19 protein-coding genes and 2 pseudogenes are annotated in these 20,632 nt (G+C 67.8%); 13 read left to right on the top strand and 8 right to left on the bottom strand.

The features are described from left to right. Positions 1-359, bottom strand: a 359-nt coding sequence (locus ACT84W_RS00575) for an FKBP-type peptidyl-prolyl cis-trans isomerase (RefSeq protein ID WP_444327864.1), incomplete at its 3' end; no start/stop codon positions are given. Positions 360-461: 102 nt separating this feature from the next. On the opposite strand from ACT84W_RS00575, the gene ACT84W_RS00570 reads away from it, so the two are divergent. The 4 genes from ACT84W_RS00570 to murI all read left to right on the top strand — a co-directional run bounded on the left by ACT84W_RS00570 (position 462) and on the right by murI (position 4,799). Then, positions 462-2,219: an ABC transporter ATP-binding protein/permease gene (locus ACT84W_RS00570; RefSeq protein WP_444327863.1), complete on the top strand. Its 1,758-nt coding sequence runs from the start codon at positions 462-464 to the stop codon at positions 2,217-2,219. Then, positions 2,206-3,651: an amino acid ABC transporter ATP-binding/permease protein gene (locus ACT84W_RS00565; RefSeq protein WP_444327862.1), complete on the top strand. Its 1,446-nt coding sequence runs from the start codon at positions 2,206-2,208 to the stop codon at positions 3,649-3,651. The genes ACT84W_RS00570 and ACT84W_RS00565 overlap by 14 nt, the downstream gene beginning before the upstream one ends. Before the next feature lie 9 nt (positions 3,652-3,660). Continuing rightward, positions 3,661-3,948 (top strand): nitrous oxide-stimulated promoter family protein, encoded by a 288-nt coding sequence (locus tag ACT84W_RS00560; protein ID WP_444327861.1) that lies wholly within the window; start codon positions 3,661-3,663, stop codon positions 3,946-3,948. Between the two features lie 62 nt (positions 3,949-4,010). Next, positions 4,011-4,799: a glutamate racemase gene (gene murI, locus ACT84W_RS00555; RefSeq protein ID WP_444327860.1), complete on the top strand. Its 789-nt coding sequence runs from the start codon at positions 4,011-4,013 to the stop codon at positions 4,797-4,799. A gap of 308 nt (positions 4,800-5,107) precedes the next feature. On the opposite strand, the gene ACT84W_RS00550 is transcribed toward murI, so the two are convergent. Then, on the bottom strand, positions 5,108-5,992 hold the full coding sequence (locus tag ACT84W_RS00550) for a DegV family protein (protein WP_417576211.1): 885 nt from the start codon (positions 5,990-5,992) through the stop codon (positions 5,108-5,110). A 336-nt stretch (positions 5,993-6,328) separates the two neighbouring features. Here ACT84W_RS00550 and larA point away from each other — a divergent pair, with 336 nt between their 5' ends. Together larA and larD are read left to right on the top strand one after the other, a co-directional pair. Then, entirely contained in the window at positions 6,329-7,606 is a 1,278-nt protein-coding gene (gene larA, locus ACT84W_RS00545; protein ID WP_444327859.1) for a nickel-dependent lactate racemase, read from the top strand. A 37-nt stretch (positions 7,607-7,643) separates the two neighbouring features. Then, positions 7,644-8,390 (top strand): D/L-lactic acid transporter LarD, encoded by a 747-nt coding sequence (gene larD, locus ACT84W_RS00540; protein WP_444327858.1) that lies wholly within the window; start codon positions 7,644-7,646, stop codon positions 8,388-8,390. A 92-nt stretch (positions 8,391-8,482) separates the two neighbouring features. Here larD and ACT84W_RS00535 read toward each other — a convergent pair whose 3' ends face one another. Genes ACT84W_RS00535 through ACT84W_RS00520 form a run of 4 tightly spaced genes read right to left on the bottom strand, consistent with a single transcriptional unit; the run spans position 8,483 to position 12,109 of the window. Continuing rightward, positions 8,483-9,034, bottom strand: a complete 552-nt coding sequence (locus tag ACT84W_RS00535; RefSeq protein ID WP_417576214.1) for a TetR/AcrR family transcriptional regulator — start codon at positions 9,032-9,034, stop codon at positions 8,483-8,485. Next, complete coding sequence (locus ACT84W_RS00530) at positions 9,035-10,660, bottom strand: LarC family nickel insertion protein (protein WP_444327857.1); 1,626 nt, start codon at positions 10,658-10,660, stop codon at positions 9,035-9,037. After that, on the bottom strand, positions 10,657-11,397 hold the full coding sequence (larB, locus tag ACT84W_RS00525; protein WP_444327856.1) for a nickel pincer cofactor biosynthesis protein LarB: 741 nt from the start codon (positions 11,395-11,397) through the stop codon (positions 10,657-10,659). The genes ACT84W_RS00530 and larB overlap by 4 nt, the downstream gene beginning before the upstream one ends. Continuing rightward, complete coding sequence (locus ACT84W_RS00520) at positions 11,390-12,109, bottom strand: hypothetical protein (protein ID WP_444327855.1); 720 nt, start codon at positions 12,107-12,109, stop codon at positions 11,390-11,392. Before ACT84W_RS00520 ends, larB begins: the two co-directional genes overlap by 8 nt. Before the next feature lie 204 nt (positions 12,110-12,313). Here ACT84W_RS00520 and ACT84W_RS00515 point away from each other — a divergent pair, with 204 nt between their 5' ends. The 5 genes from ACT84W_RS00515 to ACT84W_RS00495 are packed head-to-tail and all read left to right on the top strand — an operon-like array spanning position 12,314 to position 17,528. Further along, positions 12,314-13,957 (top strand): ABC transporter substrate-binding protein, encoded by a 1,644-nt coding sequence (locus tag ACT84W_RS00515; RefSeq protein WP_444327854.1) that lies wholly within the window; start codon positions 12,314-12,316, stop codon positions 13,955-13,957. A 1-nt stretch (position 13,958) separates the two neighbouring features. Beyond that, complete coding sequence (locus ACT84W_RS00510; RefSeq protein ID WP_444327853.1) at positions 13,959-14,993, top strand: ABC transporter permease; 1,035 nt, start codon at positions 13,959-13,961, stop codon at positions 14,991-14,993. Beyond that, positions 14,986-15,897, top strand: a complete 912-nt coding sequence (locus ACT84W_RS00505; RefSeq protein ID WP_444327852.1) for an ABC transporter permease — start codon at positions 14,986-14,988, stop codon at positions 15,895-15,897. Before ACT84W_RS00510 ends, ACT84W_RS00505 begins: the two co-directional genes overlap by 8 nt. A gap of 39 nt (positions 15,898-15,936) precedes the next feature. Then, a complete protein-coding gene (locus ACT84W_RS00500; RefSeq protein WP_444327851.1) occupies positions 15,937-16,896 on the top strand; it encodes an ATP-binding cassette domain-containing protein in 960 nt (319 codons plus the stop codon). Beyond that, positions 16,893-17,528 carry an ABC transporter ATP-binding protein gene (locus ACT84W_RS00495; RefSeq protein ID WP_444327850.1) on the top strand — a complete coding sequence of 212 codons (636 nt, stop codon included), beginning with the start codon at positions 16,893-16,895 and terminating at the stop codon, positions 17,526-17,528. Before ACT84W_RS00500 ends, ACT84W_RS00495 begins: the two co-directional genes overlap by 4 nt. An 88-nt stretch (positions 17,529-17,616) precedes the next feature. Here ACT84W_RS00495 and ACT84W_RS00490 read toward each other — a convergent pair. Together ACT84W_RS00490 and ACT84W_RS00485 are read right to left on the bottom strand one after the other, a co-directional pair. Further along, a pseudogene (locus ACT84W_RS00490) lies at positions 17,617-18,405 on the bottom strand (GGGtGRT protein); the annotation flags it as partial. An 18-nt stretch (positions 18,406-18,423) separates the two neighbouring features. Next, complete coding sequence (locus ACT84W_RS00485; RefSeq protein WP_417576224.1) at positions 18,424-19,158, bottom strand: iron-sulfur cluster assembly scaffold protein; 735 nt, start codon at positions 19,156-19,158, stop codon at positions 18,424-18,426. Positions 19,159-19,363: 205 nt separating this feature from the next. On the opposite strand from ACT84W_RS00485, the gene ACT84W_RS00480 reads away from it, so the two are divergent. Continuing rightward, positions 19,364-20,299 (top strand): DMT family transporter, encoded by a 936-nt coding sequence (locus ACT84W_RS00480; RefSeq protein WP_444327849.1) that lies wholly within the window; start codon positions 19,364-19,366, stop codon positions 20,297-20,299. A gap of 88 nt (positions 20,300-20,387) precedes the next feature. Beyond that, a pseudogene (locus ACT84W_RS00475) lies at positions 20,388-20,632 on the top strand (hypothetical protein); the annotation flags it as partial.

The following is a 20,632-nucleotide window of genomic DNA, read 5'->3' as shown; positions in this document are numbered from 1 at the left end:
AAGGTGATGTTGCCGTTCTCGACCTGGGCCACGGTGGCGGGGAAGGGCTGGCCGCTGGGGGAGGCGAGCATGACCTTGTCGCCGGCGCTGAGGTTCTCGGCGCCGGGGAGCATGCTCACGGGGACGGTCTGCATGAGGTCGTCGCGGCGCTCGCCGTAGGCCTCGGCTGCGGGGATGTGGACGTCGACGACCTGGCCGACCTCCATGTCCTTGACGGCAGCGTCGAAGCCCTTGATCATCTGGCCGGCCATGCAGGTGAACTCCAGCGGCTCGTCGCGGTCGCGGGAGGAGTCGAACTTGGTTCCGTCGTCGAGCGTGCCCACGTAGTGGACCTTGACCTTCTTGCCCTCGTTGCTCATGGGTTTTCTCCTCGTGTTCAGGTCCATCGGGTAAGATGAACAAGTTAACCTTGGTAAATCGGATGCGCGCCTGGGCGCGCGTAGAATCGGAGTATACCCAAGATGATGGACAAACGACTCCTGGCGCTCGTGCCCGACGCCATGCGGCACGTGCTCGCCACGGTCGCGTGGCAGTGGGTGGGCCTCGCGGGCAACGTCGCGCTCGTGTGGGTCATCGCGCGCGTGCTCTCGGCGCTCGTTGCGGGCGGCGTGGTCCCCTCCTTCGCGCTCGCGCTTCTTGCCGCGGGCATCGTCGCCCGCGTGGTCTCGACCCGCCTCGTCGCCCACGAGAGCTTCGCCGCCTCGCGCGATGTCAAGCGCGCCCTGCGCCGACGCATCTACGAGAAGCTTCTGCGCCTGGGGCCCGACTACGACCAGGCGGTGCCGACGGCCGAGATCGTGCAGCTTTCCGTCGAGGGCTGCGAGCAGCTCGAGACCTACTTCGGCCAGTACCTGCCGCAGCTCTTCTACTCCGTGCTCGCGCCCGTGACGCTCTTTTTCGCCGTGGCGCCCGTGAGCCTGCCGGCGGCCATCGTGCTGCTCGTGTGCGTGCCGCTCATCCCCGCCGTGATCGTGCTCGTCCAGAAGGTCGCCAAGCGCATCCTCGGCGCCTACTGGGACCAGTACGCGGAGCTCGGCGACTCCTTCCTCGAGAACCTCCAGGGCCTCACGACGCTGAAGATCTACCAGGCGGACGCCGCGCGCCACGAGGCGATGAACCGCGAGGCCGAGCGCTTCCGCGTGGTGACGATGAAGGTGCTCAGCATGCAGCTGAACTCGATCATCGTCATGGACATCGTCGCCTTGGGCGGCGCCGTGGCGGGCATCGCGGTCGCGCTCGCTGCGACGGCGTCGGGCGCGGTCGACCTCTTCGGCTGCCTCTTCATCATCCTCGTCTCGGCGGACTTCTTCCTGCCCATGCGGCAGCTCGGCAGCTTCTTCCACGTCGCCATGAACGGCATCGCGGCGAGCGAGAAGATCTTCCGCTTGCTCGCGCTGCCCGAGCCCGACCCGCGCCCGCTGTGCATCGATGCGGGCGACCACTTCGCCCTGCGCGACGTCCGCTTCGGCTACGAGGAAGGGCGCGAGGTGCTCCACGGCGTGAGCCTCGACGTGCCGAGCGTGGGCCTCACCGCCATCGTCGGCGAGTCCGGCAGCGGCAAGTCCACCGTCGCGGCGCTGCTCGCCGGTCGCCGCGACGGCTACGAGGGGAGCGTGCTGCTCGGTGGCAAGCAGGTCCGCGACATCGACCGCACCGAGCTCGCCCGCTACGTGACCGTGGTCGGGCTGGGGGCGCACCTCTTTGCCGGGACGGTCCGCGAGAACCTCCTCATGGCGGCGCCCGGGGCGACCGACGACGAGCTTTGGGACGCGCTCGGATTCGCGCGGCTGGCGGGCTTCCTGCGCGCCCAGGACGGGCTCGACACGCGCCTCGAGCAGAACGGCGAGAACTGGAGCGGCGGCCAGCGCCAGCGCCTGGCCCTGGCCCGCGCCGTGTGCGCGGACAGCCCGGTCTACGTCTTCGACGAGGCGACGAGCAACATCGACGCGGAGTCCGAGGAAGCCGTCATGGGCGCCGTCCGCGAGCTCGCGCGCGACCGCGCGGTCGTCGTGATCTCGCACCGCCTGGCGAACGTGGTCTGCGCGCAGCGCATCTACGTGCTCGACCACGGCGATGTTGCCGGGGCGGGGACGCACGAGGAGCTCCTGCGCGGCTGCGGGGCCTACCGCGCGCTGTGGTCCGCGCAGGCCGAGCTCGAGAGCCTTACCAAGGGGCAGCCCGCCCGCGATGCCGAGGAGGCCGACGATGAACAGGAGTAACGCCCGCGTCATGTGGCGCATGCTCGGCCTCGCGAGGCCGCTTGCCGGATGGATGGTCCTCGCGGTGGCATGCGGCGTCGCCGGGTTCTGCTGCGCGACGGGCATCCCCGTGCTCGCCTCCGCGGCCGCGCTCGCGGCGGCGGGGAAGGGGACGCTTGCATGGGGACTGCCCGCGGCCGTCGCCGCCCTCGCCCTCATGGCCGTCGCCCGCGGCGTCCTCCACTACATCGAGCAGCGCTGCAACCATTACATCGCCTTCAGGCTGCTCGCGCACATCCGCGACCTCGTGTTCGGCGCGCTGCGCAAGCTCTGCCCCGCCAAGCTCGCCGGGGCCGACCGCGGCAGCCTCGTCTCGACCGTGACGTCCGACGTCGAGCTGCTCGAGGTCTTCTACGCCCACACGGTGAGCCCCGTGTGCATCGCCGCGCTCATGGCCGTGGTCATGGGCCTCTTCCTCGGCTATATCCACCCGCAGCTGGCGGCGCTCGCTCTCGCGAGCTACGCGCTCGTGGGCGTGGCGGTGCCCGTCCTCATCTCCCGCGGGTCGGGAACGGACGGCCGCGCCTCGCGCGACCAGGCGGGCGCGCTCTCGAGCTTCGTGCTCGACGCCCTGCGCGGTCTGGGCGAGGTGCTCCAGTTCGGCGCGGGGCAGGCCCGCCTGGCCGAGCTCGATCGCCGCAGCGAGGAGCTCTCGGGCACGCAGGCGCGCCTGCGCGACGTCGCCGGCCGCGGGCAAGCTGCCACGACGGGCGCCATCATGGTCCTCTCTACGCTGCAGCTGCTCCTGGCCGTCGACCTCGCCTCCGCGGGCGCCGTCACGGCCGAGGGCGCGTTCCTCGCCGTGGTTGCGACCTTCAGCTCGTTCGGCCCCTTCGTGGCGCTCGCCAACCTGGGGTCCACGTTGCAGGGCACGCTCGCCGCGGGCAACCGCGTGCTGGACATCCTCGACGAGGAGCCGCAGGTGGCCGAGGTCCCCGACGACGCGGGGACGCACCCGGCGTTCACGGGCGCCGCCGCCGAGCACGTGGGCTTCTCGTACGCCGACGAGCGGATTCTCGATGACGCCAGCATGTCCGTCGAGCCGGGCCGGATCGTCGCGGTCCAGGGCCGCTCGGGCTCGGGCAAGTCCACGCTCTGCCGCCTGCTCATGCGCTTCTGGGACGTCGACGAGGGGCGCGTCGAAATCGGAGGGGATGACGTGCGTCGCGTCGCCACGGGCGCCCTGCGCGACGCGGAGGCCTTCGTCGAGCAGGACACGCACCTCTTCCACGACAGCATCCGCGACAACCTGCTCATCGCTAAGCCCGATGCGACCGATGAGGAGCTCGTGGCCGCGTGCCGCGCGGCGAGCGTGCACGACTTCATCGAAGGGTTGCCCCACGGCTACGACACGATGGTCGGCGAGCGCGGCGACTCGCTCTCGGGCGGTTAGCGCCAGCAGATGATCGGCACCTACTGCCATGGGAACCACGGCACGCCGAGCGGCGAGCTCTGCGACGAGTGCTCCGCGCTCGCGGCCTACGCCGACGCGCGCATCGGCCGCTGCCCCTTCATGGCGACCAAGACCTTCTGTTCCCAGTGCAAGGTCCATTGCTACGCTCCCAAGGAGCGTCAGGCAATCAAGGACGTCATGCGTTACGCCGGCCCCCGGATGCTTTTGCGCCACCCCGCGATGACCATCCGACACGGCCTCGATACCCTCCGCGCGAAGCGCACAGAGCCGCGCTAGACTAAAAAGACTGCGCCGCGCGAATCCGCGCGGCGGCGATCGGCGCAAGAGAGGAGCGCGGCATGGGCTGCGATCGAGATAACGCAAACGGCTTCGTCGGCGTCTTCGACTCGGGTGTGGGCGGCATCAGCGTGCTCAAGTCGCTCGTCGCGGAGCTCCCGGGCGAGGACTTCCGTTTCTTTGGCGATTCCGCGCACGCCCCCTACGGCGAAAAAACGGTCGAGCGCGTGCGCGAGCTCTCGCACGACATCGTCGAGCGCTTCGTCGCGGACGGCGCGAAGGCCATCGTGATCGCCTGCAACACTGCCACTTCCGCCGCAGCGCCGGGCCTGCGCGCCGAGTATCCCGACCTGCCCATCATCGGCATCGAGCCGGCGCTCAAGCCCGCGACCGAGGCGCCCGACCACGGGCGCATCCTCGTCATGGCGACCGACATCACCCTGCGGCTCGACAAATACCACGAGCTCGCGGAGACCTATGGACAGGGCTGCGAGGTCATATCCGTCCCGTGCCCCGGGCTCGCCGGCCGCATCGAGCACGGCGACCTCGAAGCCGCCGACCTCGTCGAGATGATTCGCGGCTACGTGGGTTCCTTTGCCGGCACGGTCGGCTCCGTTGTCCTGGGCTGCACGCACTACCCGTTCGTGCGCAGGCAGATCGCCGAGGTCCTCGGCTCCGACGTCAAGTTCTACGACGGCGGCGCGGGCACGGCTCGGCAGCTCCGCAAGCGCCTGGACGAGGCCGGACTGCTCGCACCTGCGGGCAGAGCGGGCTCCGTTGAGTTCGCGTCGAGCAAGGACACCCCCGCCGAGCTCGCGCTCTACCGCGAGTTCTTCGGCTACGAGCTCTGATTCTGCTGGCAAAGCGCTTGCAAGGCGATTTTTCTGGTCGTGGCCTCGGGCGAAGCTGCGCAAAATTCGCTTAGGGCCACGCTGATGCCCTCCATGTGCACAAAACTCGCTTAGGGCTACGCGTTTTGAGCGCCTCGGGAGCTTCGCTATCAATTTAGGGCTATAAAAGCCCAGTTGCTGAATAGCGGAATCGGCTCAGGAGGCGAAAACACGTAGCCCTAAGCGAGTTTTGCGCAAAGGAATCATTTCAGCGTGGCCCTAACCGAGTTTTGCGCGCTCGCGCGGCCCTGGGGAGGGCGCTGCGGACCCTACGCCCTCGACTTGCCCCAGAAAAAGAGCGCGACGGTGCCCGGGCCGGTGTGGCAGCCGATGGTGGCGCCGATGTCCCAGATGCGGACGGGTCCGTCGATGTGCGTGAACTTGGCCTCGATCTCGTTTGCGAGCTCGCGGGCGTCCTTCTGGCACTCGGACTGGGAGATGTAGACCTTGCCGGAGTAGTCGAGCCCGCCCTGCGCGAGCTCCTCCATGATCTGCAGGTCACGCTTGATGGCGCGCTGCTTGGTGCGGATCTTTTCCTTGACGGCGAGCGAGCCGTCGGGAGCGACGTCCATCACCGGGCAGATCTTGAGCAAGCCGCCCATGAGGCCGGCGGCCTTGGAGATCCTGCCACCGCGGATGAAGAACGTGAGGTCGGTCGAGAAGAACCAGTGCTGTACCTCGAGCTTGTGCTCCTCGGCCCAGGCAGCGACCTCGTCGATGCCGAGCCCCTCGTCTCGCAGGTCGGCGAGGCGGTCGACGAGTAGACCATAGCCCGAGCTCGCGGCGAGGGAGTCCACCACGACGACCTTGCGGTCGGGATATTTCTCGGCGAGGAGGTCGCGTGCGGCCAAGGCGGAGTTGTAGGTGCCCGAGATCCCGCTGGAGAGGGTCACGTGCAGGACGTCGAGCCCCTGCGAGAGGAAGCGCTCGAAGTGCTCGGCGTAGTCGCCCGCCGAGATCTGAGAGGTCTTGGCCTCGGCGCCCGCGAGCATCTTCGCGTAGAGCTGGGCGGGGGAGTTCGTGCGGCCGAAGTCGTCCTTGCACCACTGCCCGTCGAGTTCGTAGTTGAAGTCGATGTGCTTGATGTCGCGCGCGTCGAGGGTGTCTTCGGTCACATCGACGGTGGAACAGCAGCTCAGTACATAGTTGGGCACGGCATCCCCTTTCGCTCGGTTAACCTCTCAAGTGTAACCGCGCGGGCGGGGGTGCCGTGCCCACAGAAGCCAATCGGCGCATAGAGGGGCGGACATCTCCTTCCGCGAGCCGACGTACCGCCCGCCGCGCCCTTACCTTCTTCATAGTTCCTTCATGCAACCAAAGCGGCGTGCGGTCCCGCGTCCCGCGCAACATGCGGTGAGATAGTTCCTATCTTGATAAATGGCGGTGAACGGTAGCAAATCATCGGTAGACGGTTGTCATCTAAGAGCGTAACCTTTCCGGAAGGTGCCGTGACCGGAGCGGCGACGAGTTAGGAAGAAGGACCTAACCCCATGTATGAGTTTGATTTGCCCTACGACCACAAGACAATGCATCTGAGCCTCGACGAGAAGAACTTCGCCGGGCTTATGCAGGGGCACCAGAACGAGTTCAAGCCAAGCGAGAGCCAGCAGAAGCTCGTCGAGGATTCCCTCGACAACCCCTATGGCTCGCCCAAGCTCGAGGAGCTCTGCGCCGGCAAGAAGGACATCGTCATCATCAGCTCCGACCACACGCGCCCTGTCCCCTCGCGCGTGACGATGCCGATCCTGCTGCGCCGCATCCACGCTGCTGCCCCCGAGGCCCGCGTGCGCATCCTCGTGGCAACCGGCATGCACCGCCCCTCCACGCACGAGGAGCTCGTCAACAAGTACGGCGAGGACATCGTGGCCAACGAGGAGATCGTCATGCACGTGGCGACCGACGACTCCGCCATGAAGAAGATCGGCACTCTGCCCTCCGGTGGCGAGTGCATCATCAACAAGGTCGCCGCCGACGCCGACCTGCTCCTCGCCGAGGGCTTCATCGAGCCGCACTTCTTTGCGGGGTTCTCGGGCAGCCGCAAGTCCGTCCTGCCGGGCGTGGCCTCCTACAAGACGATTATGTACAACCACAACGGCCAGTTCGTGAACGACCCCCACTCCCGTGCCGGCAACCTCTGCCACAACCACGTGAGCGAGGACATGTTCGCCGCGGCCGAGATGGCCCACCTCGCCTTCGTCCTCAACGTGGTCTTGAACGGCAAGCACGAGGTCATCGGCTCCTTTGCCGGCAACATCCACAAGGCCCACGAGGCAGGCTGCGACTTCGTGCGCAAGCTCGCCGGCGTCGATCCCGTCAAGTGCGACATCGCCGTCACCACCAACGGCGGCTACCCGCTCGACCAGAACATCTACCAGGCGGTCAAGGGCATGTGCGCCGCCGAGGCAACGCTTCCCGAGGGTGGCGTGATCATCGACGTCGCCGGCTGCGCCGACGGCCACGGCGGAGAGGGCTTCTACAAGAACATCGCCGAGAACGACCCGGCCGAGTTCGAGCGCGCCTGCATCGAGCGCCCCAAGGACGAGACCCTGCCCGACCAGTGGACGAGCCAGATCTTTGCCCGCATCCTGGCGCACCACCCCGTGATCATGGTCACGGACCTCTGCGACCACCAGATGCTGCGCGACATGCACATGACGCCGGTCAACACTGTCGAGGAGGCGCTTGAGCTCGCCTTCCAGATGAAGGGCGCCGACGCCAAGGTCGCCGTTATCCCCGACGGCCTGGGCGTCGTCGTGGCCCAGCACTAGTCCATTCGTCAAAAGAAAGACTGAAGGAGTTTCCCGCGTGATTAGCATCGACCTTCTTTACCACATGCTCGCCGAGTTCGGCAGCACCGCCCTCATGATCGTCTTCGGCGTGGGCGTCCACTGCGACACCGTGCTCAAGGGCACCAAATACCAGGGCTCCGGACACATGTTCGCCATCACCACCTGGGCCTTCGGCATCTCCGTGTGCCTCTTTGTCTTCGGCGGGGCCGTGTGCATGAACCCGGCCATGGTGCTCGCGCAGTGCATCGTGGGCCTCGTGCCCTGGAGCTCCTGCATCCCGTACATGATCGCCGATATGCTCGGCGGCTTTGCGGGCGCCTGCATCGCGTGGCTCATGTACGCCGATGAGTTCAAGGCCTCTGACGGCGTCGTCGACCCCGTCGCGCAGCGCAACATCTTCTCGACGAACCCCACCACTGAGGGAACCAACTACGCCCGCAACTTCTTCTGCGAGGCCATCTGCACCTTCGTGTTCATCTCCGCGATCCTGGCCGCGGCCAGCCGCGCCGGTGAGAACGTCCTCATGCTCGCCGTCTGCGTCGGCCTGATCGTCTGGGCCGTCGGCATGGGCATGGGCGGCATCACGGGATTCGCCATGAACCAGGCCCGAGACCTCGGTCCCCGCATGGCTTACCAGGTGCTCCCCATCGCGCACAAGGCCGACAACAACTGGAAGTACGGCCTGCTCGTCCCCGGCATCGCGCCCTTCGTCGGCGCTGCGGTCGCCGCGCTCTTTGTCCACGGCTTCCTTGGGTTGTTCTAATAAACTCGCTCTCCGGCTTCCAAGCGCACAACATAAGCCCGCGAATCGCTTATCCGGCGGTTCGCGGGCTTTTTTGGCAAGAAGAACGACCTTTACTGGGGCTGTTCGGCAAAGAGCGGAAGGACCGCGCGGAGGTAGTCGGCCGCGAGGTCGGAGGGCGAGGCGCCGAAATCGTTCCACGCCCACCATTGGACCATGCCCACGAACGTGGCCGCGATGTGGTGCAGAAGAAAGCTCCGGTTCATTTGGCCGGCAGGCCCGCTCGGGTGCTCGGGCACGGCCCTGGCAGCCCGTGCCACGATGGCGTGGCGCAGGCAGTCGGCGAAGCGGCGCGACCCCGCGCCCGATACGAGCGCGCGCACGCCGTCGCGCCGCTCCCAGAGGTTCCGCAGGACGTGCTCCACCTGGACTGCGGGGTCGCTCTCTAGGCTGCCGTCCTTCGTGAGGGCGTGCGCACAAACAGACCCCACGAACACGGCAAGAAGGTCGTCTTTGCCCTTGAACTGGGCATAGAACGTGGCCCTGCCCACGCCCGAGCGCGTAAGAATATCCGCGACGGTGATCTTTGTATAGTCGCGCTCGAGCAGTAGGCCTAGGAAGGCGTTCTCAATCGCCTGGCGGCTGCGCGCCTTGCGCGTGTCCATCTAGGCTTCCTCATCGTCCGCGCCGTCGCCGGCGTCCGAGCTCGCTTCGGGAAGATGCTTGCTCGGGCGCCCCGGAAGCCTGTGGGGGCGCTGGCTGTTGCCGGAGCCCTCGGGGGCTCCCTTTCCCGGTTCGTCGAGCAGGCCCGCGGCCTCGGCGGCGCGGAAAACCTCCTGGAACGTCGCGCCCGTGCGCTCGGACGCCTCGACGACGGAGGCGTACTCAGGGTAGGAGCGCACGACGCCGCCCGGCGTGACCACGCGCTTCACGGCCACGGGTCCGTAGGCGGTGATGACCTCGCCGGGCCTGCGGCGCAGGGGGTATCGGCGCATCTTTACCGAGCGGATCCCAATTGTCGTGGTGGTAGCAAAGATGATGTCCCTGAGCTGCTCCTCGTTCGACTCGTCGCAGATGACCTCGAGCTGGTAGCCGGGGCGGCCCTTCTTCATGACGACGGGCACGGCGTGGGCGTCCCTGGCGCCCGCGGCCATGAGGAGCTCGATGGCGCGGCCGAGCGCCTCGCCCGTGCAGTCGTCGAGGTCGCTCTCGAGCTTTACGACGACGTGGGGAGTCTCGGGGTCGTCGTCGCCCACCGCGGCGAAGGGAACGGCAGGCTCCACGTGGGCGTCCTGCGCGCACTCGGGCACGGCCCTGCTCCCCGTGCCAAGAAGTGCCTGCTCGGGCGCGGCAGCTTGTTCGACGTCGGCTTCGCTTGCGCCATCTAACTGGGCCAAGGTAACGCGCAGGACGCCGGCGGTGTTCTGGTAAGCGCGCTTGCCCGCTCCGTAGCCCGTGGCAAGGATGCGGTAGGAGGCCGGGAGCTCCTCAGAGGTGCGCAGCGCGGCCACGATGGCGGCGCCCGTGGGCGTCACGAGCTCGCCGTGGACGGGTGCGGGCACAAGGCGGATCCCCGCTGCCGCGCAGAGGTTCGCGACCGCGGGCACGGGGATGGGCATCATGCCGTGCGCACAGCGAATGGTGCCGTGGCCCTCGCTCAAGGACGGCACGATCACGTCGGGAATCCCCAGGTCGTCGAGGCAGACGGCGACGGCGCAGATGTCCACGATGGAGTCGACGGCACCCACCTCGTGGAGCAGCACCGTGTCGGGCGTCGCGCCGTGCGCCTTGGCCTCCGCGCGGGCGAGCTCGCCGAAGACGGCAAGCGCGATGTCCTTCGCGCGTTGCGTGAGACCGGACGCCTCGATGATGGCATGGATGTCCGCGAGCGAGCGATGCGCGTGGTGGTGATCGTGGCAGTGCTCGTGCTCGTGACAGTGACCGTGCTCGTGGCAATGCTCATGCTCGTGGCAGTGGCCGTGCCCCTCATGCCCTTCCTCCCCGTCCTCGCCAAAGAGCCATGCCATGTCATGGTCGTGGTTCTCGTGCTCGCCGTCGAGCTGCACGTCGAAGTCGCAGGCGTCAAGGCAGCTCTTTGCCACGCGGCTCACGCGGACCTTGAAGCCGTGGACAGGCAGGGTGTCCAGCGCGGTCAGGAGCCGCTCCTCGCTCGCCCCCAGGTCCAGCAGCGCCGCCACCGTCATGTCGCCGCTAATGCCGGAAGAGCCATCCACGATGAGGGCGCGGCGGCTCCCGTCCTCGCAGCCATTCTTTTTATAGAGCTCGCTCATCGATGGTCGACCCCGTTTCTTTTGCTCAGGTGGTTGATGAGGCTGGCCTGGTAGCCGGCCCCGAACCCGTTGTCTATGTTCACGACCGAGACGCCGCTTGCGCAGGAGTTCAGCATGCTCAGGAGCGCCGCGACCCCGCCGAGGCTTGCGCCGTAGCCAACGCTCGTTGGCACGGCGATCACGGGGCAGGAGACGAGGCCTCCCACGACGCTCGCGAGCGCTCCCTCCATTCCCGCGACGGCCACAATGACCTGCGCCTCGTTCAGCTCGTCCATATGGGAAAGAAGGCGATGAAGGCCTGCCACCCCAACGTCGGGAAGGCGCCTCACGCGGTTGCCGAGGAACTCGGCGGTGAGCGCCGCCTCCTCCGCGACCGGCAGGTCGCTCGTGCCGGCGCACGCCACGAGCACGTCGCCGTCCCCGTCGGGCTCGGGCATGCCCCCGGCGACGAGGATCCGCGCCGTTTCGTGGTAGGTCACGTTGACGTCGCAGGTCACAGAGGCGATCACAGCGCGTGCCTTATCCGCGTCCACGCGCGTCGCGAGGACGCGCGGCTGGTCCGCTTCCACGAGCGCGTCGATGATCCCCGCTATCTGCGCGGCCGTCTTTCCCTCGCCGTAGATGACCTCGCCCGCGCCCTGGCGCTCGGCGCGCGAAAGGTCGAGCTTCGCGTAGCCAATGTCGGTCACGCGCCCGCGCGCGGCGTCGGCAAGTCTGGGTTCCATCGCGCTACTCATGGCTTTCCTCTGCCTCCCTGGCCTCGCGCTCGAGGGCCGCGCGGGCGGCGGCGTTCTCGCGCTCGAGGGCGGCCGCCTCGGCGGGGGAGGGCTCGATGTTGCCGTCGGTGCGCACGCGGTCCGCCGCGTCGGGGTGCTCGGCCATGAACTTGTTCACCGTGGCCGCCAACGACTCGGGCGTGATGGCCTCGTTCTTGCCGAAGTAGGCGCCGTAGCACGCGTAGCTGGGCTTATTTGCCGTGGGGAGGCTGAGCTTCGCCGACTCCTCGCGCACCATGTCCTTGGTCATGCCCGCGGCGCGCAGCGGCGAGACGACGCCCAGCTCGTGGATGGCGCGAAAGCCCGGGCGACGGTCCTCGCGGTCGCTCGCGTTCGTTCCGTCCAGAAGGATTGTGCGGCCGTCCTTCTTCATGTGCTCGAGGATGGTGCCGAAGACCATGGACTTGCAGTAGTAGCAGCGGTTCCACGGGTTCGCGCGCAGCTCGTCGTGGCCCTCCCAGAGGTTGACGCGGATGATCTCCTGGTCCGCGCCGAGCATCTGCGCGATGGTCACGGAGTCGTCTGTGTCGCGGGTGATCTGAAGGTCGTCGAGGATGGTGTAGGCCTTGACGTCGAAGCCTTGGCGCAAAAGCTCGGCGAGAAGGTAGCACGAGTCGACGCCCCCGGAGTACGCGAGGCCGTACTTAACGTTTTTGTCGAGGTCAAACTGCATGGATGGATCTCCTTGGTTGATGCTCTTCCCCTGTGCTCGGCGAGGTCTGGCGGCACTGTGCCCAGCCTCCGGACATCGCCTCGGCGCCTGTGGATAGCATAGGTCTTTCCGAACATATCGTGCAATTTGTTCGGAAATCGTCATCATCTGCACGCCAGCTCCTTATACTCGAAAAAACGATTCACGTGGCTGAAAGGACGTTTGATGGCAAAGAAGGACCTCGCCTTGACCAGACGGTCGTTCCTTACGGGCTCGGGCATCGCCGGCGCGCTTGCGCTCTCGGCGTGCTCGAGCGCGGGCGCGGGCGACGACGGTGCCGCCGCCTCCGGCTCGGGGGTCGACCCCTCGCGCCAGGTGACCATCGCCATGAGCACGACCAATGAGCCCGACGCCGGCTTCGACCCGTGCGTGGCCTGGGGCTGCGGCGAGCACGTCCATGAGCCGCTCATCCAGTCCACCCTCATCTACACGACCGAGGACATGGGCTTCGAGTGCGACCTCGCGACGTCCTACGAGTGCTCCGACGACAAGCTCACCTGGACCTTCAAGCTGCGCGACGACGCCAAGTTCTCCGACGGCGAGCCCGTGCGCGCCTCCGACGCCGCCTTCACGCTGAACACGATCCGCGGCTCGAAGAACGCGCAGGCCGACCTCTCCATGGTCGAGGACGCCTCCGCCCCCGACGACGCCACGCTGGTCGTCAAGCTCTCCAAGCCCTACAACGCCCTTCTGTACACCCTCGCCGTCGTGGGCATCGTGCCCGAGCACGCGTACGGTCCCGACTACGGCCAAAAGCCCATCGGCTCCGGGCGCTACGTGCTTACCCAGTGGGACCGCGGGCAGCAGGTCATCCTCGACGCGAACCCCTCCTACTACGGCGAGAAGCCCCTGATCGAGCGCGTGGTCGTCGTCTTCATGGAGGAGGACGCTGCCCTCGCGGCGGCGAAGTCCGGCCAGGTGGACATGGCCTACACCTCGGCGACGCTCGCCGACCAGCAGGTGAGCGGCTATACGCTGGAGTCCTACGACACCGTCGACTCGCGCGGCGTGCAGCTGCCGGTCGTGCCCGCGGGCGCCGAGCGCGAGGACGGCCCCAACACATACCCCGCCGGAAACGACGTCACCTGCAACCTCGAGGTCCGTCAGGCCGCAAACCTCGCGGTCGACCGCCAGGCGATCATCGACGACGTACTGGGCGGCCACGGGTCGGTGGCCTACAGCATCGGCGACGGCCTTCCGTGGGCGAGCGCGGACATGCGCTGCGACTATGCGCCCGACCGCGCCCGCGCGCTGCTCGAGGGGGCCGGCTGGAAGCTCGGTGACGACGGTGTCTACGCGCGCGACGGCCTTGCCTGCGCCTTCGACCTCTACTACGCCGCGGGCGACTCGGTCCGCCAGGCCATGGCGTACGCGCTTGCCGACCAGCTCGGCCAGGCGGGCATCCGCGTGACGCCCCGAAGCGGCAGCTGGGACGACCTGTATCCCCATGAGTTCAGCGACCCCATCATGTGGGGCTGGGGCTCGAACTCGCCCTCTGACGTCTACGAGCTCAATAGCTCCAAGGGCACCATGAACTACGCCTGCTACAAGAACGCTCAGGTGGACGCGTATCTCGACGAGGCGCTGGCCGCCGACACCGTCGAGGACTCCTGGCCCCTGTGGCAGAAGGCCGAGTGGGACGGGCAGGCGGGCGTGGCCCCGCAGGGCGACGCGACCTGGCTGTGGCTCGCCAACGTGAGCCACCTGTACTGGAAGCGAGAAGGGCTCAAGGTCGCCCGCCAGAAGCTCCAGCCCCACGGCCACGGCTGGTCGATCCTGAACAACGTCGACCGTTGGAGCTGGGAGTAGCGTGAGCGCTTTTGCCCGCATGCGCCCGTCCGTCTCCGGCACCCGCCGCCTGCCGCGCTGGGCGGGCCGGGCGGCGCGGCTCTTCTTGCTGCTCATCGCCACGAGCATGGCGACGTTTGCCCTGGTGGCCGCATCGCCGATAGACCCGGTGAAGGCGAACCTCGGCCAGGCCGCCTACGCGCAGATGAGCGAGGCGCAGCGCGCCCAGCTCGCCGAGTACTGGGGCACGGCGACGCCGCTTCCTTCGCGCTACGCGCACTGGGTCTCCTCGGCGCTTCGCTGGGACTTCGGGCAGAGCCTGCGCTTCGGGCGTCCGGTCGCGGAGGTCGTGGGCGAGCGCTTCGCGAACTCGGCGGCCCTCATGGCGTCCGCCTGGCTGCTCGCGGGCGTCCTCGGCCTCGCCCTCGGGGTGCTCGCCGGCTCGCGGCGGGGGAGTTGCGCCGACCGGGCGATCTGCTGCGTGTGCTACGCGCTCTCGTCCATGCCGTCGTTTTGGCTCGGGCTCGTGGCGCTCATGGTCTTCTCGGTGGGGCTCGGGTGGTTTCCCCTGGGCTTCTCGGTGCCCATAGGCGTGGATGCGGCACAGGTCTCCTGGGCGCAGAAGCTCCATCACCTCGTGCTCCCCGCGATCGTCCTCGGAATTGCCAACGCGCCGAGCATCGCGCTCCACACGCGCCAAAAGACGATCGACGTCCTGGGCAGCGAGTATGCGCGCTTCGCGCGAAGCCGCGGCGAGAAGGGCGCGCAGCTGCTCCTGCGCCACGGCCTGCGCAATCTCGTGCTCCCCGCCATCACTATCGAGTGCGCCTCGGTGGGCGAGGTCTTCGGCGGGTCGGTGCTCGTGGAGCAGGTCTTCTCGTACCCGGGGCTCGGCCAGGCGGCCGTGACGGCCGGGCTCGGCGGCGACGCCCCGCTCCTCGTGGCGATCGCGCTCGTGTCGGCCTGCGTCGTCTTTGCGGGCAACGCGTGCGCAGACGTGCTCTACGCCCTCATCGACCCGAGGATCCGCGAGGGAAGGGGGTCGCGCGATGCGTAGCCCCGATGCTTGGGCGGGCGCGGTCGACGGCATTGCCGCGGAAGGGTCGCGCCAGCCCCCGATCCTTCACGCCGCCGAGGTCTCGCTCTCGGGAAACCGCAGGAGGACGGTTGCGCGCCTGGTCGCCGCGTGCGCGCTGCTTCTCCTCGTCGTCGTGTGCGGGGGCGTCCTGCGCCCGCAGGCCACGGCGACCGACTTTGCCCAAAAGAACCTGGCGCCGTGCCTCGCCCATCTGTTCGGGACCGACTGGATGGGGCGCGATATGCTCGCCCGCACGGTCACGGGCCTCTCGACCTCGGTTTGGGTGGGCCTTGCAGCATCGGTCTGCTCGGGAGCGATCGCGCTTGTGCTCGCGCTCGTCTCGGCACTCGGCGGACAGGCGGCGGACGCCGCCGTGGGCTGGCTCATCGACCTGGTGATGGGAGTGCCCCATATGGTGCTGCTCATCCTCGTGAGCTATGGCCTCGGCCGTGGCTTCTGGGGCGTGACGCTGGCGGTCGCCCTCACGCACTGGGGAAGCCTCGCCCGCGTCCTTCGCGCCGAGGCCATCCAGATCCGCGACCAGCCCTACCTGCGGCTCGCGCAGGCAGCGGGCGCCTCGAGGTCCCGCATCGCCTTCGCGCACGTGATGCCCGCGGTCCTGCCCCAGCTCATCGTGGGTCTTGTCGTCGCCTTCCCGCACGCGATCCTCCACGAGGCGTCGATCACCTTCCTCGGCTTCGGCCTCGGCGCGGACGAGCCGGCCATCGGGGTGATCCTGTCCGAGGCGATGCAGTACCTCTCGATGGGCTACTGGTGGCTCGCGGTGCTCCCGGGCCTCGCGCTCGTGGCCGTGGTGCTCGTCTTCGACAGGCTCGGTTCTTCTTTGCGCGACTTGGTCGCGCCCGACTCGACGCAGGCGTAGGGGGTGGCTATGGAACATAAACCGACAAGGGGTGAGGCGATGCCGGTGCCGCAGGGGGCTGAGCGCGCGGCCGCTCCGGATGTCCCGCACGTGGATGGCGAGACCCACCATCACCATAGCCACGGCGCGGCGTCGCGGCACGTGGGTGGCCATCACCTCCTGAGCGTCGAGGGCCTGAGCGTCTCCTTTACCATGTACGACTCGAATGCGCCTTTTTGGCGTGCCGGTCGCGTGCGCAGCGAGGTTCTGCACGACCTCTCGCTTAGCGTTCACGTGGGCGAGATCCTGGCCGTGGTGGGGGCGAGCGGCTCCGGAAAGACCGTGCTCGCCGACGCGCTCATGGGCCGCTGGGACCAGAACATGGAGGTGCGCGGCCGCATATGGTTCGACGGAGTCCAGAAAGACGCCGACTCGCTGTCCGCGCTCGCGGGCCACGGGATCTCGCTTGTGCCCCAGGGCGTGGGTAACCTCGACCCGCTCATGCGCGTGGGCGAGCAGGTTCGCGGGGTCGCCCGCGGAGCCATGAGGGAGGCCCGCCGCGCCGACGCCGAGCGCAGGGCGGCCCGGCAGCGCGAGCTCTTCTTGGCCTATGGGCTTGATTCTCGGGTGGAGCGGATGTATCCCCATGAGCTTTCCGGGGGCATGGCCCGCCGGGTGCTTCTCATGTGCGCCCTCATGGACGGGCCGAGGCTCATCATTGCCGATGAGCCGACGCCCGGGCTCGACCTCGACCTGGCGGTCCATGCCCTCGATGACCTGCGCGGCTTTGCCGATGCGGGCGGCGGCGTGCTCCTGATCACGCACGATATCGAGCTTGCCCTGCGCGTGGCGGACCGCGTGGCGGTGTTTAGCGACGGCACCATCGTCGAGGAGACGGGAGTCGAGAACTTTGCTTCCGCAGGCACGCTGCGCCACCCGTTCTCGAGGGCGCTTTGGCGCGCGATGCCGGGGCACGAGTTCGCCGTCGCCGCGGGCGCGGCGGGGGAGGGGGACGAATGAGCCTTCAGGCGCAAGGGCTGAGCTTTGCCTATCCATGCGGGCGGGAGCTGTTCTCCGGCCTCGACCTCTCGGTGAATTACGGCGAGCGCGTGGCCATCTTGGGCCCCTCCGGCACCGGAAAGACGACGCTCTGCCGGCTGCTCTCCGGGTTTTTGCCGCCGTCGGCGGGCGAGGTCCTCGTGGACGGCGGCCCACTCGTTTCCGTGGGGCGCCTTCGCGGCCACACGAGCCCGGTCCAGCTCCTTTGGCAGCACCCTGAGCAGGCGTTCGACCCCAGGATGCGCCTGGGAAGGAGCCTGTCTGAGGTTCCCGGTGCAGATGAGCAACTCCTGGATGAGCTCCTGTCCGCCTTCGACGCGCGCAAAGAATGGCTCACGCGCCGGCCGAGCGAGCTGTCCGGCGGCGAGCTCATGCGCCTGGCGATGGTCCGCGCGCTCGCATGTCGGCCTCGCTACCTCATCGCCGACGAGTCCACGGCCATGCTCGACGCCGTGACGCAGGCCGAGCTCTGGCACGTGCTCATGAGCCTGCAGGAGCGCGACGGCTGGGGGCTTGCCCTCGTCTCGCACTCGCCGGCCCTCGTCTCGCGCGTGGCCACCCGGACCTTCTTGCTGGCAGACGCCGGCAAGTAGAAACCCAATCCCATCCGCACAAAAAAGGCCGCCGCCCGAAAGGGCGACGGCCTTGCAATCCTTGATTCGCCTATGCGAAGAAGGACTAGGTGCCGCCGCCGGAAGCGACGGAGAAGTACTTCTTGCCGGCCTCGAGGCGCTCCTTCTTGTAGGTGCCAGCGACGGGGTGCTGGAAGCGCGTCGGGTTGGTGGAGTTACCGGTGATAGAGATGTCGACGTTCTCGTGCCACATGATGGCAACGCCCTCGCGGACGTCGTCGGCGCCGTAGCAGTTGACGGCGGCGCGGGGACCATCGGAGTAGGGGATGGTCTCGACGACCTTGAGCTCGCCGGTGAAGTAGTCGAACTGGGTCTTCACGTAGGTGAAGCCGTTGATGCGGGCGATGATCTGGGCGGCGTCCTTGCCGAGGCCGTTCAGGATGACGCGCAGCGGCTTCTGGCGGGCCTTGTTGGCGTTGAGGGCCAGGCCGATGGCGCCCTCGGCGGCGGCGAAGGACTCGTGGCCGGCGAGGAACGCGAAGCACTCGGTGTCGTCGGAGAGGAGCATGGCGCCGAGGTTGCCGTGGCCGAGGCCGACCTTGCGGTCCTCAGCGACGGAGCCGGGGACGGTGAAGGCCTGGATGCCCTCGCCGATCACGGAAGCGGCCTCAGAAGCGGACTTGACGCCCTTCTTGATGGCCAGGGCGCAGCCGAGGGTGTAGGCCCACTCGGCGTTCTGGAAGGCGATGGACTGGGTGTTGTGGACGATCTCGCGCGGGTTGAAGCCCTTGTCGGTGCAGAGCTTGAGGGCATCCTCGAGGGAGGCGATGCCGTTGTCGGCGAGGCACTTGTTGATCTTGTCGACGCGGCGCTCGTAGCCTTCGAAAGTAACAGCCATTGTTATATCCCTCCCTTTCTACTCGTGAACGGGGAACGTGCTGGCGACGGAGTGGGTCTCCTCGTCGGTACGCGGGTCGATGTACTTGGCGGCGTTGTCCCACTGGCCGTAGTGGCCCATGGCGCCCTGGATGGCCTCCTCGGGGGCCTTGCCGGCCTTGAGGGCATCCGTGAACTTGCCGAGGTTGAAGAACTCGAAGGCGACGATCTCGTCCTTGTCGTTCAGGGCCATGCGGGTGACGTAGCCCTGGGCGAGCTCGAGGTAACGGGCGCCCTTGGCCTTGGTGCCGAACATGGTGCCGACCTGGGAGCGCAGGCCCTTGCCGAGGTCGTCGAGGGAAGCGCCGACGGGCAGGCCGCCCTCGGAGAATGCGGTCTGGGTGCGGCCGTAGACGATCTGGAGGAAGATCTCGCGCATGGCGACGTTGATGGCGTCGCAGACGAGGTCGGTGTTCAGGGCCTCGAGGATGGTCTTGCCGGGAAGGATCTCGGCGGCCATGGCGGCGGAGTGGGTCATGCCCGAGCAGCCGATGGTCTCGACGAGGGCCTCCTCGATGACGCCCTCCTTGACGTTAAGCGTAAGCTTGCAGGCACCCTGCTGCGGGGCGCACCAGCCCACACCGTGCGTGAGGCCGGAGATGTCGGAGATCTCCTTGGCCTGGACCCACTTGCCCTCCTCGGGGATGGGTGCGGGGCCGTGATACGCGCCCTTGGTAACAGGGCACATATTCTCGACTTCAGCGGAATACTGCATGTAATGCTCCTCTCCGTATAATCCCGCGCGGGCCCATGCGCCCGCGCGAACCTACCGACCCCCTCAGGCCGGTCAGAGCTAGCGGCATGGCCGCAATGCGACCAATCCTCCGAGTAGTTTACGGCAGTTTTCGCTCGCATGCGACGCTCGCGGCCAAAAACTTGCCGCCTGCCGTATAATCGCCCCCATGATTACAGAGAAAGACATGCCCACAGGAGTGTGGAAAATCGCGCTGGCCGGAGCCGCCGCCATCTGGGGCGGCTCGTTCGTCGTCATCAAGGGTGCGCTCGACGTCGTGCCCCCGTGCTGGCTCATGTTTGTGAGGTTCTTCTTCTCGGCCTTGATCGTCGGCGCGCTGTTCTGGAAGCGCGTGCGGCCGCACCTCGACGCCTCGACCCTGCGCTGCGGCGCCGTGCTGGGAATCTTGTCCGGCACCGCCTTCGTCGTGCAGAACATCGGCCTCACCGACACCACGCCCGGGCGCAACGCTTTTTTGACCGCGACCTACTGCGTGATGGTGCCCTTCGTCAACTGGGCGGTCGCCCGCCGGCGTCCCGGCGCCACGAGCATCGTCGCCGCGGCGCTCGGCATCCTGGGCGTCGGGTTGCTCTCGCTCGGCGACGACTTCTCGGTGGGCCTCAGCTGGGGAGACATGCTCACCCTGGTCTCGGCCGTGCTCTACGCGCTGCACATCGTGGCGGTCGCGCGCTTCTCGGCCTCCGGGCATGAGGTCATGACCATGACGGTGACGCAGCTCGCCATGAGCGCCGTGGTGTCGCTCGCGGCCGCCCTCGTGCTCGAGGGGGTCATCGACTTCGGCGTCTTTGCCGACCCCGGCATCTGGGGCGCCTTGTTCTACCTGGTCATCCTTTCGTCGGCGGTGTGCATGGTCATGCAAAACCTTGGCCAGGCGCACGTCCCGCCCGCGCCGGCGTCGCTCCTGCTCTCGCTTGAGAGCGTCTTTGCCGTCATCGCGAGCGTGCTGTTCTACGGGGAGGTCGTGACGCCCCGGCTCGCCTGCGGCTTCGCGTCGATCTTCGCCGCCGTCGTGGTGAGCGAGGTCGGCGTGCCGGCGCTCATGTGGGTTCGCGCGCGGCTCGGCGGCGACGCTATCCGCGAGGCGGGCGTCGAGGAAGCTTAACAAAGGTTCAAACTGGCCCTGCGCATCGGCGCGGGGCTTACTTATGTAGGCCCTAGGGGTCGAGGCTTCGGAAGGGACTTGGCAAGCGATGATCCAAGAGATCGGCGAGCACGTCTACCACAACGAGTACGTCGTCTGCGAGCCCGCAGCGGGCGACTATGTGCTGCATTACCGCGATCGGGGCTGCCTCGTGCGCGCGACGGCGCACGGCGGGCGCGGCGCGGACGCGTGGGCCGCGGGCGACGAGTTCGACCTGCCGCACCTGGGCGAGCTGCCCGGCGCGCCCGAACGGCTCGTGTACGCCTTCGCCATCGACGAGGCGCGCTTCTGGAT

Source organism: Paratractidigestivibacter sp., assembly GCF_052362415.1.
Lineage (GTDB): Bacteria > Actinomycetota > Coriobacteriia > Coriobacteriales > Atopobiaceae > Paratractidigestivibacter.
The sequence above is the reverse complement of the archived record's forward strand: the minus strand, read 5'-3'. Positions and strand labels throughout refer to the sequence as shown.

Excerpts from the sequence above, each read along its gene's own strand:
- ACT84W_RS00570 (WP_444327863.1), top strand. The coding sequence starts at position 462 with ATGATGGACAAACGACTCCTGGCGCTCGTGCCCGACGCCATGCGGCAC.
- ACT84W_RS00565 (WP_444327862.1), top strand. The coding sequence starts at position 2,206 with ATGAACAGGAGTAACGCCCGCGTCATGTGGCGCATGCTCGGCCTCGCG.
- ACT84W_RS00560 (WP_444327861.1), top strand. The coding sequence starts at position 3,661 with ATGATCGGCACCTACTGCCATGGGAACCACGGCACGCCGAGCGGCGAG.
- murI (WP_444327860.1), top strand. The coding sequence starts at position 4,011 with ATGGGCTGCGATCGAGATAACGCAAACGGCTTCGTCGGCGTCTTCGAC.
- larA (WP_444327859.1), top strand. The coding sequence starts at position 6,329 with ATGTATGAGTTTGATTTGCCCTACGACCACAAGACAATGCATCTGAGC.
- ACT84W_RS00535 (WP_417576214.1), bottom strand. The coding sequence starts at position 9,034 with ATGGACACGCGCAAGGCGCGCAGCCGCCAGGCGATTGAGAACGCCTTC.
- ACT84W_RS00530 (WP_444327857.1), bottom strand. The coding sequence starts at position 10,660 with ATGAGCGAGCTCTATAAAAAGAATGGCTGCGAGGACGGGAGCCGCCGC.
- larB (WP_444327856.1), bottom strand. The coding sequence starts at position 11,397 with ATGAGTAGCGCGATGGAACCCAGACTTGCCGACGCCGCGCGCGGGCGC.
- ACT84W_RS00520 (WP_444327855.1), bottom strand. The coding sequence starts at position 12,109 with ATGCAGTTTGACCTCGACAAAAACGTTAAGTACGGCCTCGCGTACTCC.
- ACT84W_RS00515 (WP_444327854.1), top strand. The coding sequence starts at position 12,314 with ATGGCAAAGAAGGACCTCGCCTTGACCAGACGGTCGTTCCTTACGGGC.
- ACT84W_RS00505 (WP_444327852.1), top strand. The coding sequence starts at position 14,986 with ATGCGTAGCCCCGATGCTTGGGCGGGCGCGGTCGACGGCATTGCCGCG.
- ACT84W_RS00500 (WP_444327851.1), top strand. The coding sequence starts at position 15,937 with ATGCCGGTGCCGCAGGGGGCTGAGCGCGCGGCCGCTCCGGATGTCCCG.
- ACT84W_RS00495 (WP_444327850.1), top strand. The coding sequence starts at position 16,893 with ATGAGCCTTCAGGCGCAAGGGCTGAGCTTTGCCTATCCATGCGGGCGG.
- ACT84W_RS00485 (WP_417576224.1), bottom strand. The coding sequence starts at position 19,158 with ATGCAGTATTCCGCTGAAGTCGAGAATATGTGCCCTGTTACCAAGGGC.
- ACT84W_RS00480 (WP_444327849.1), top strand. The coding sequence starts at position 19,364 with ATGCCCACAGGAGTGTGGAAAATCGCGCTGGCCGGAGCCGCCGCCATC.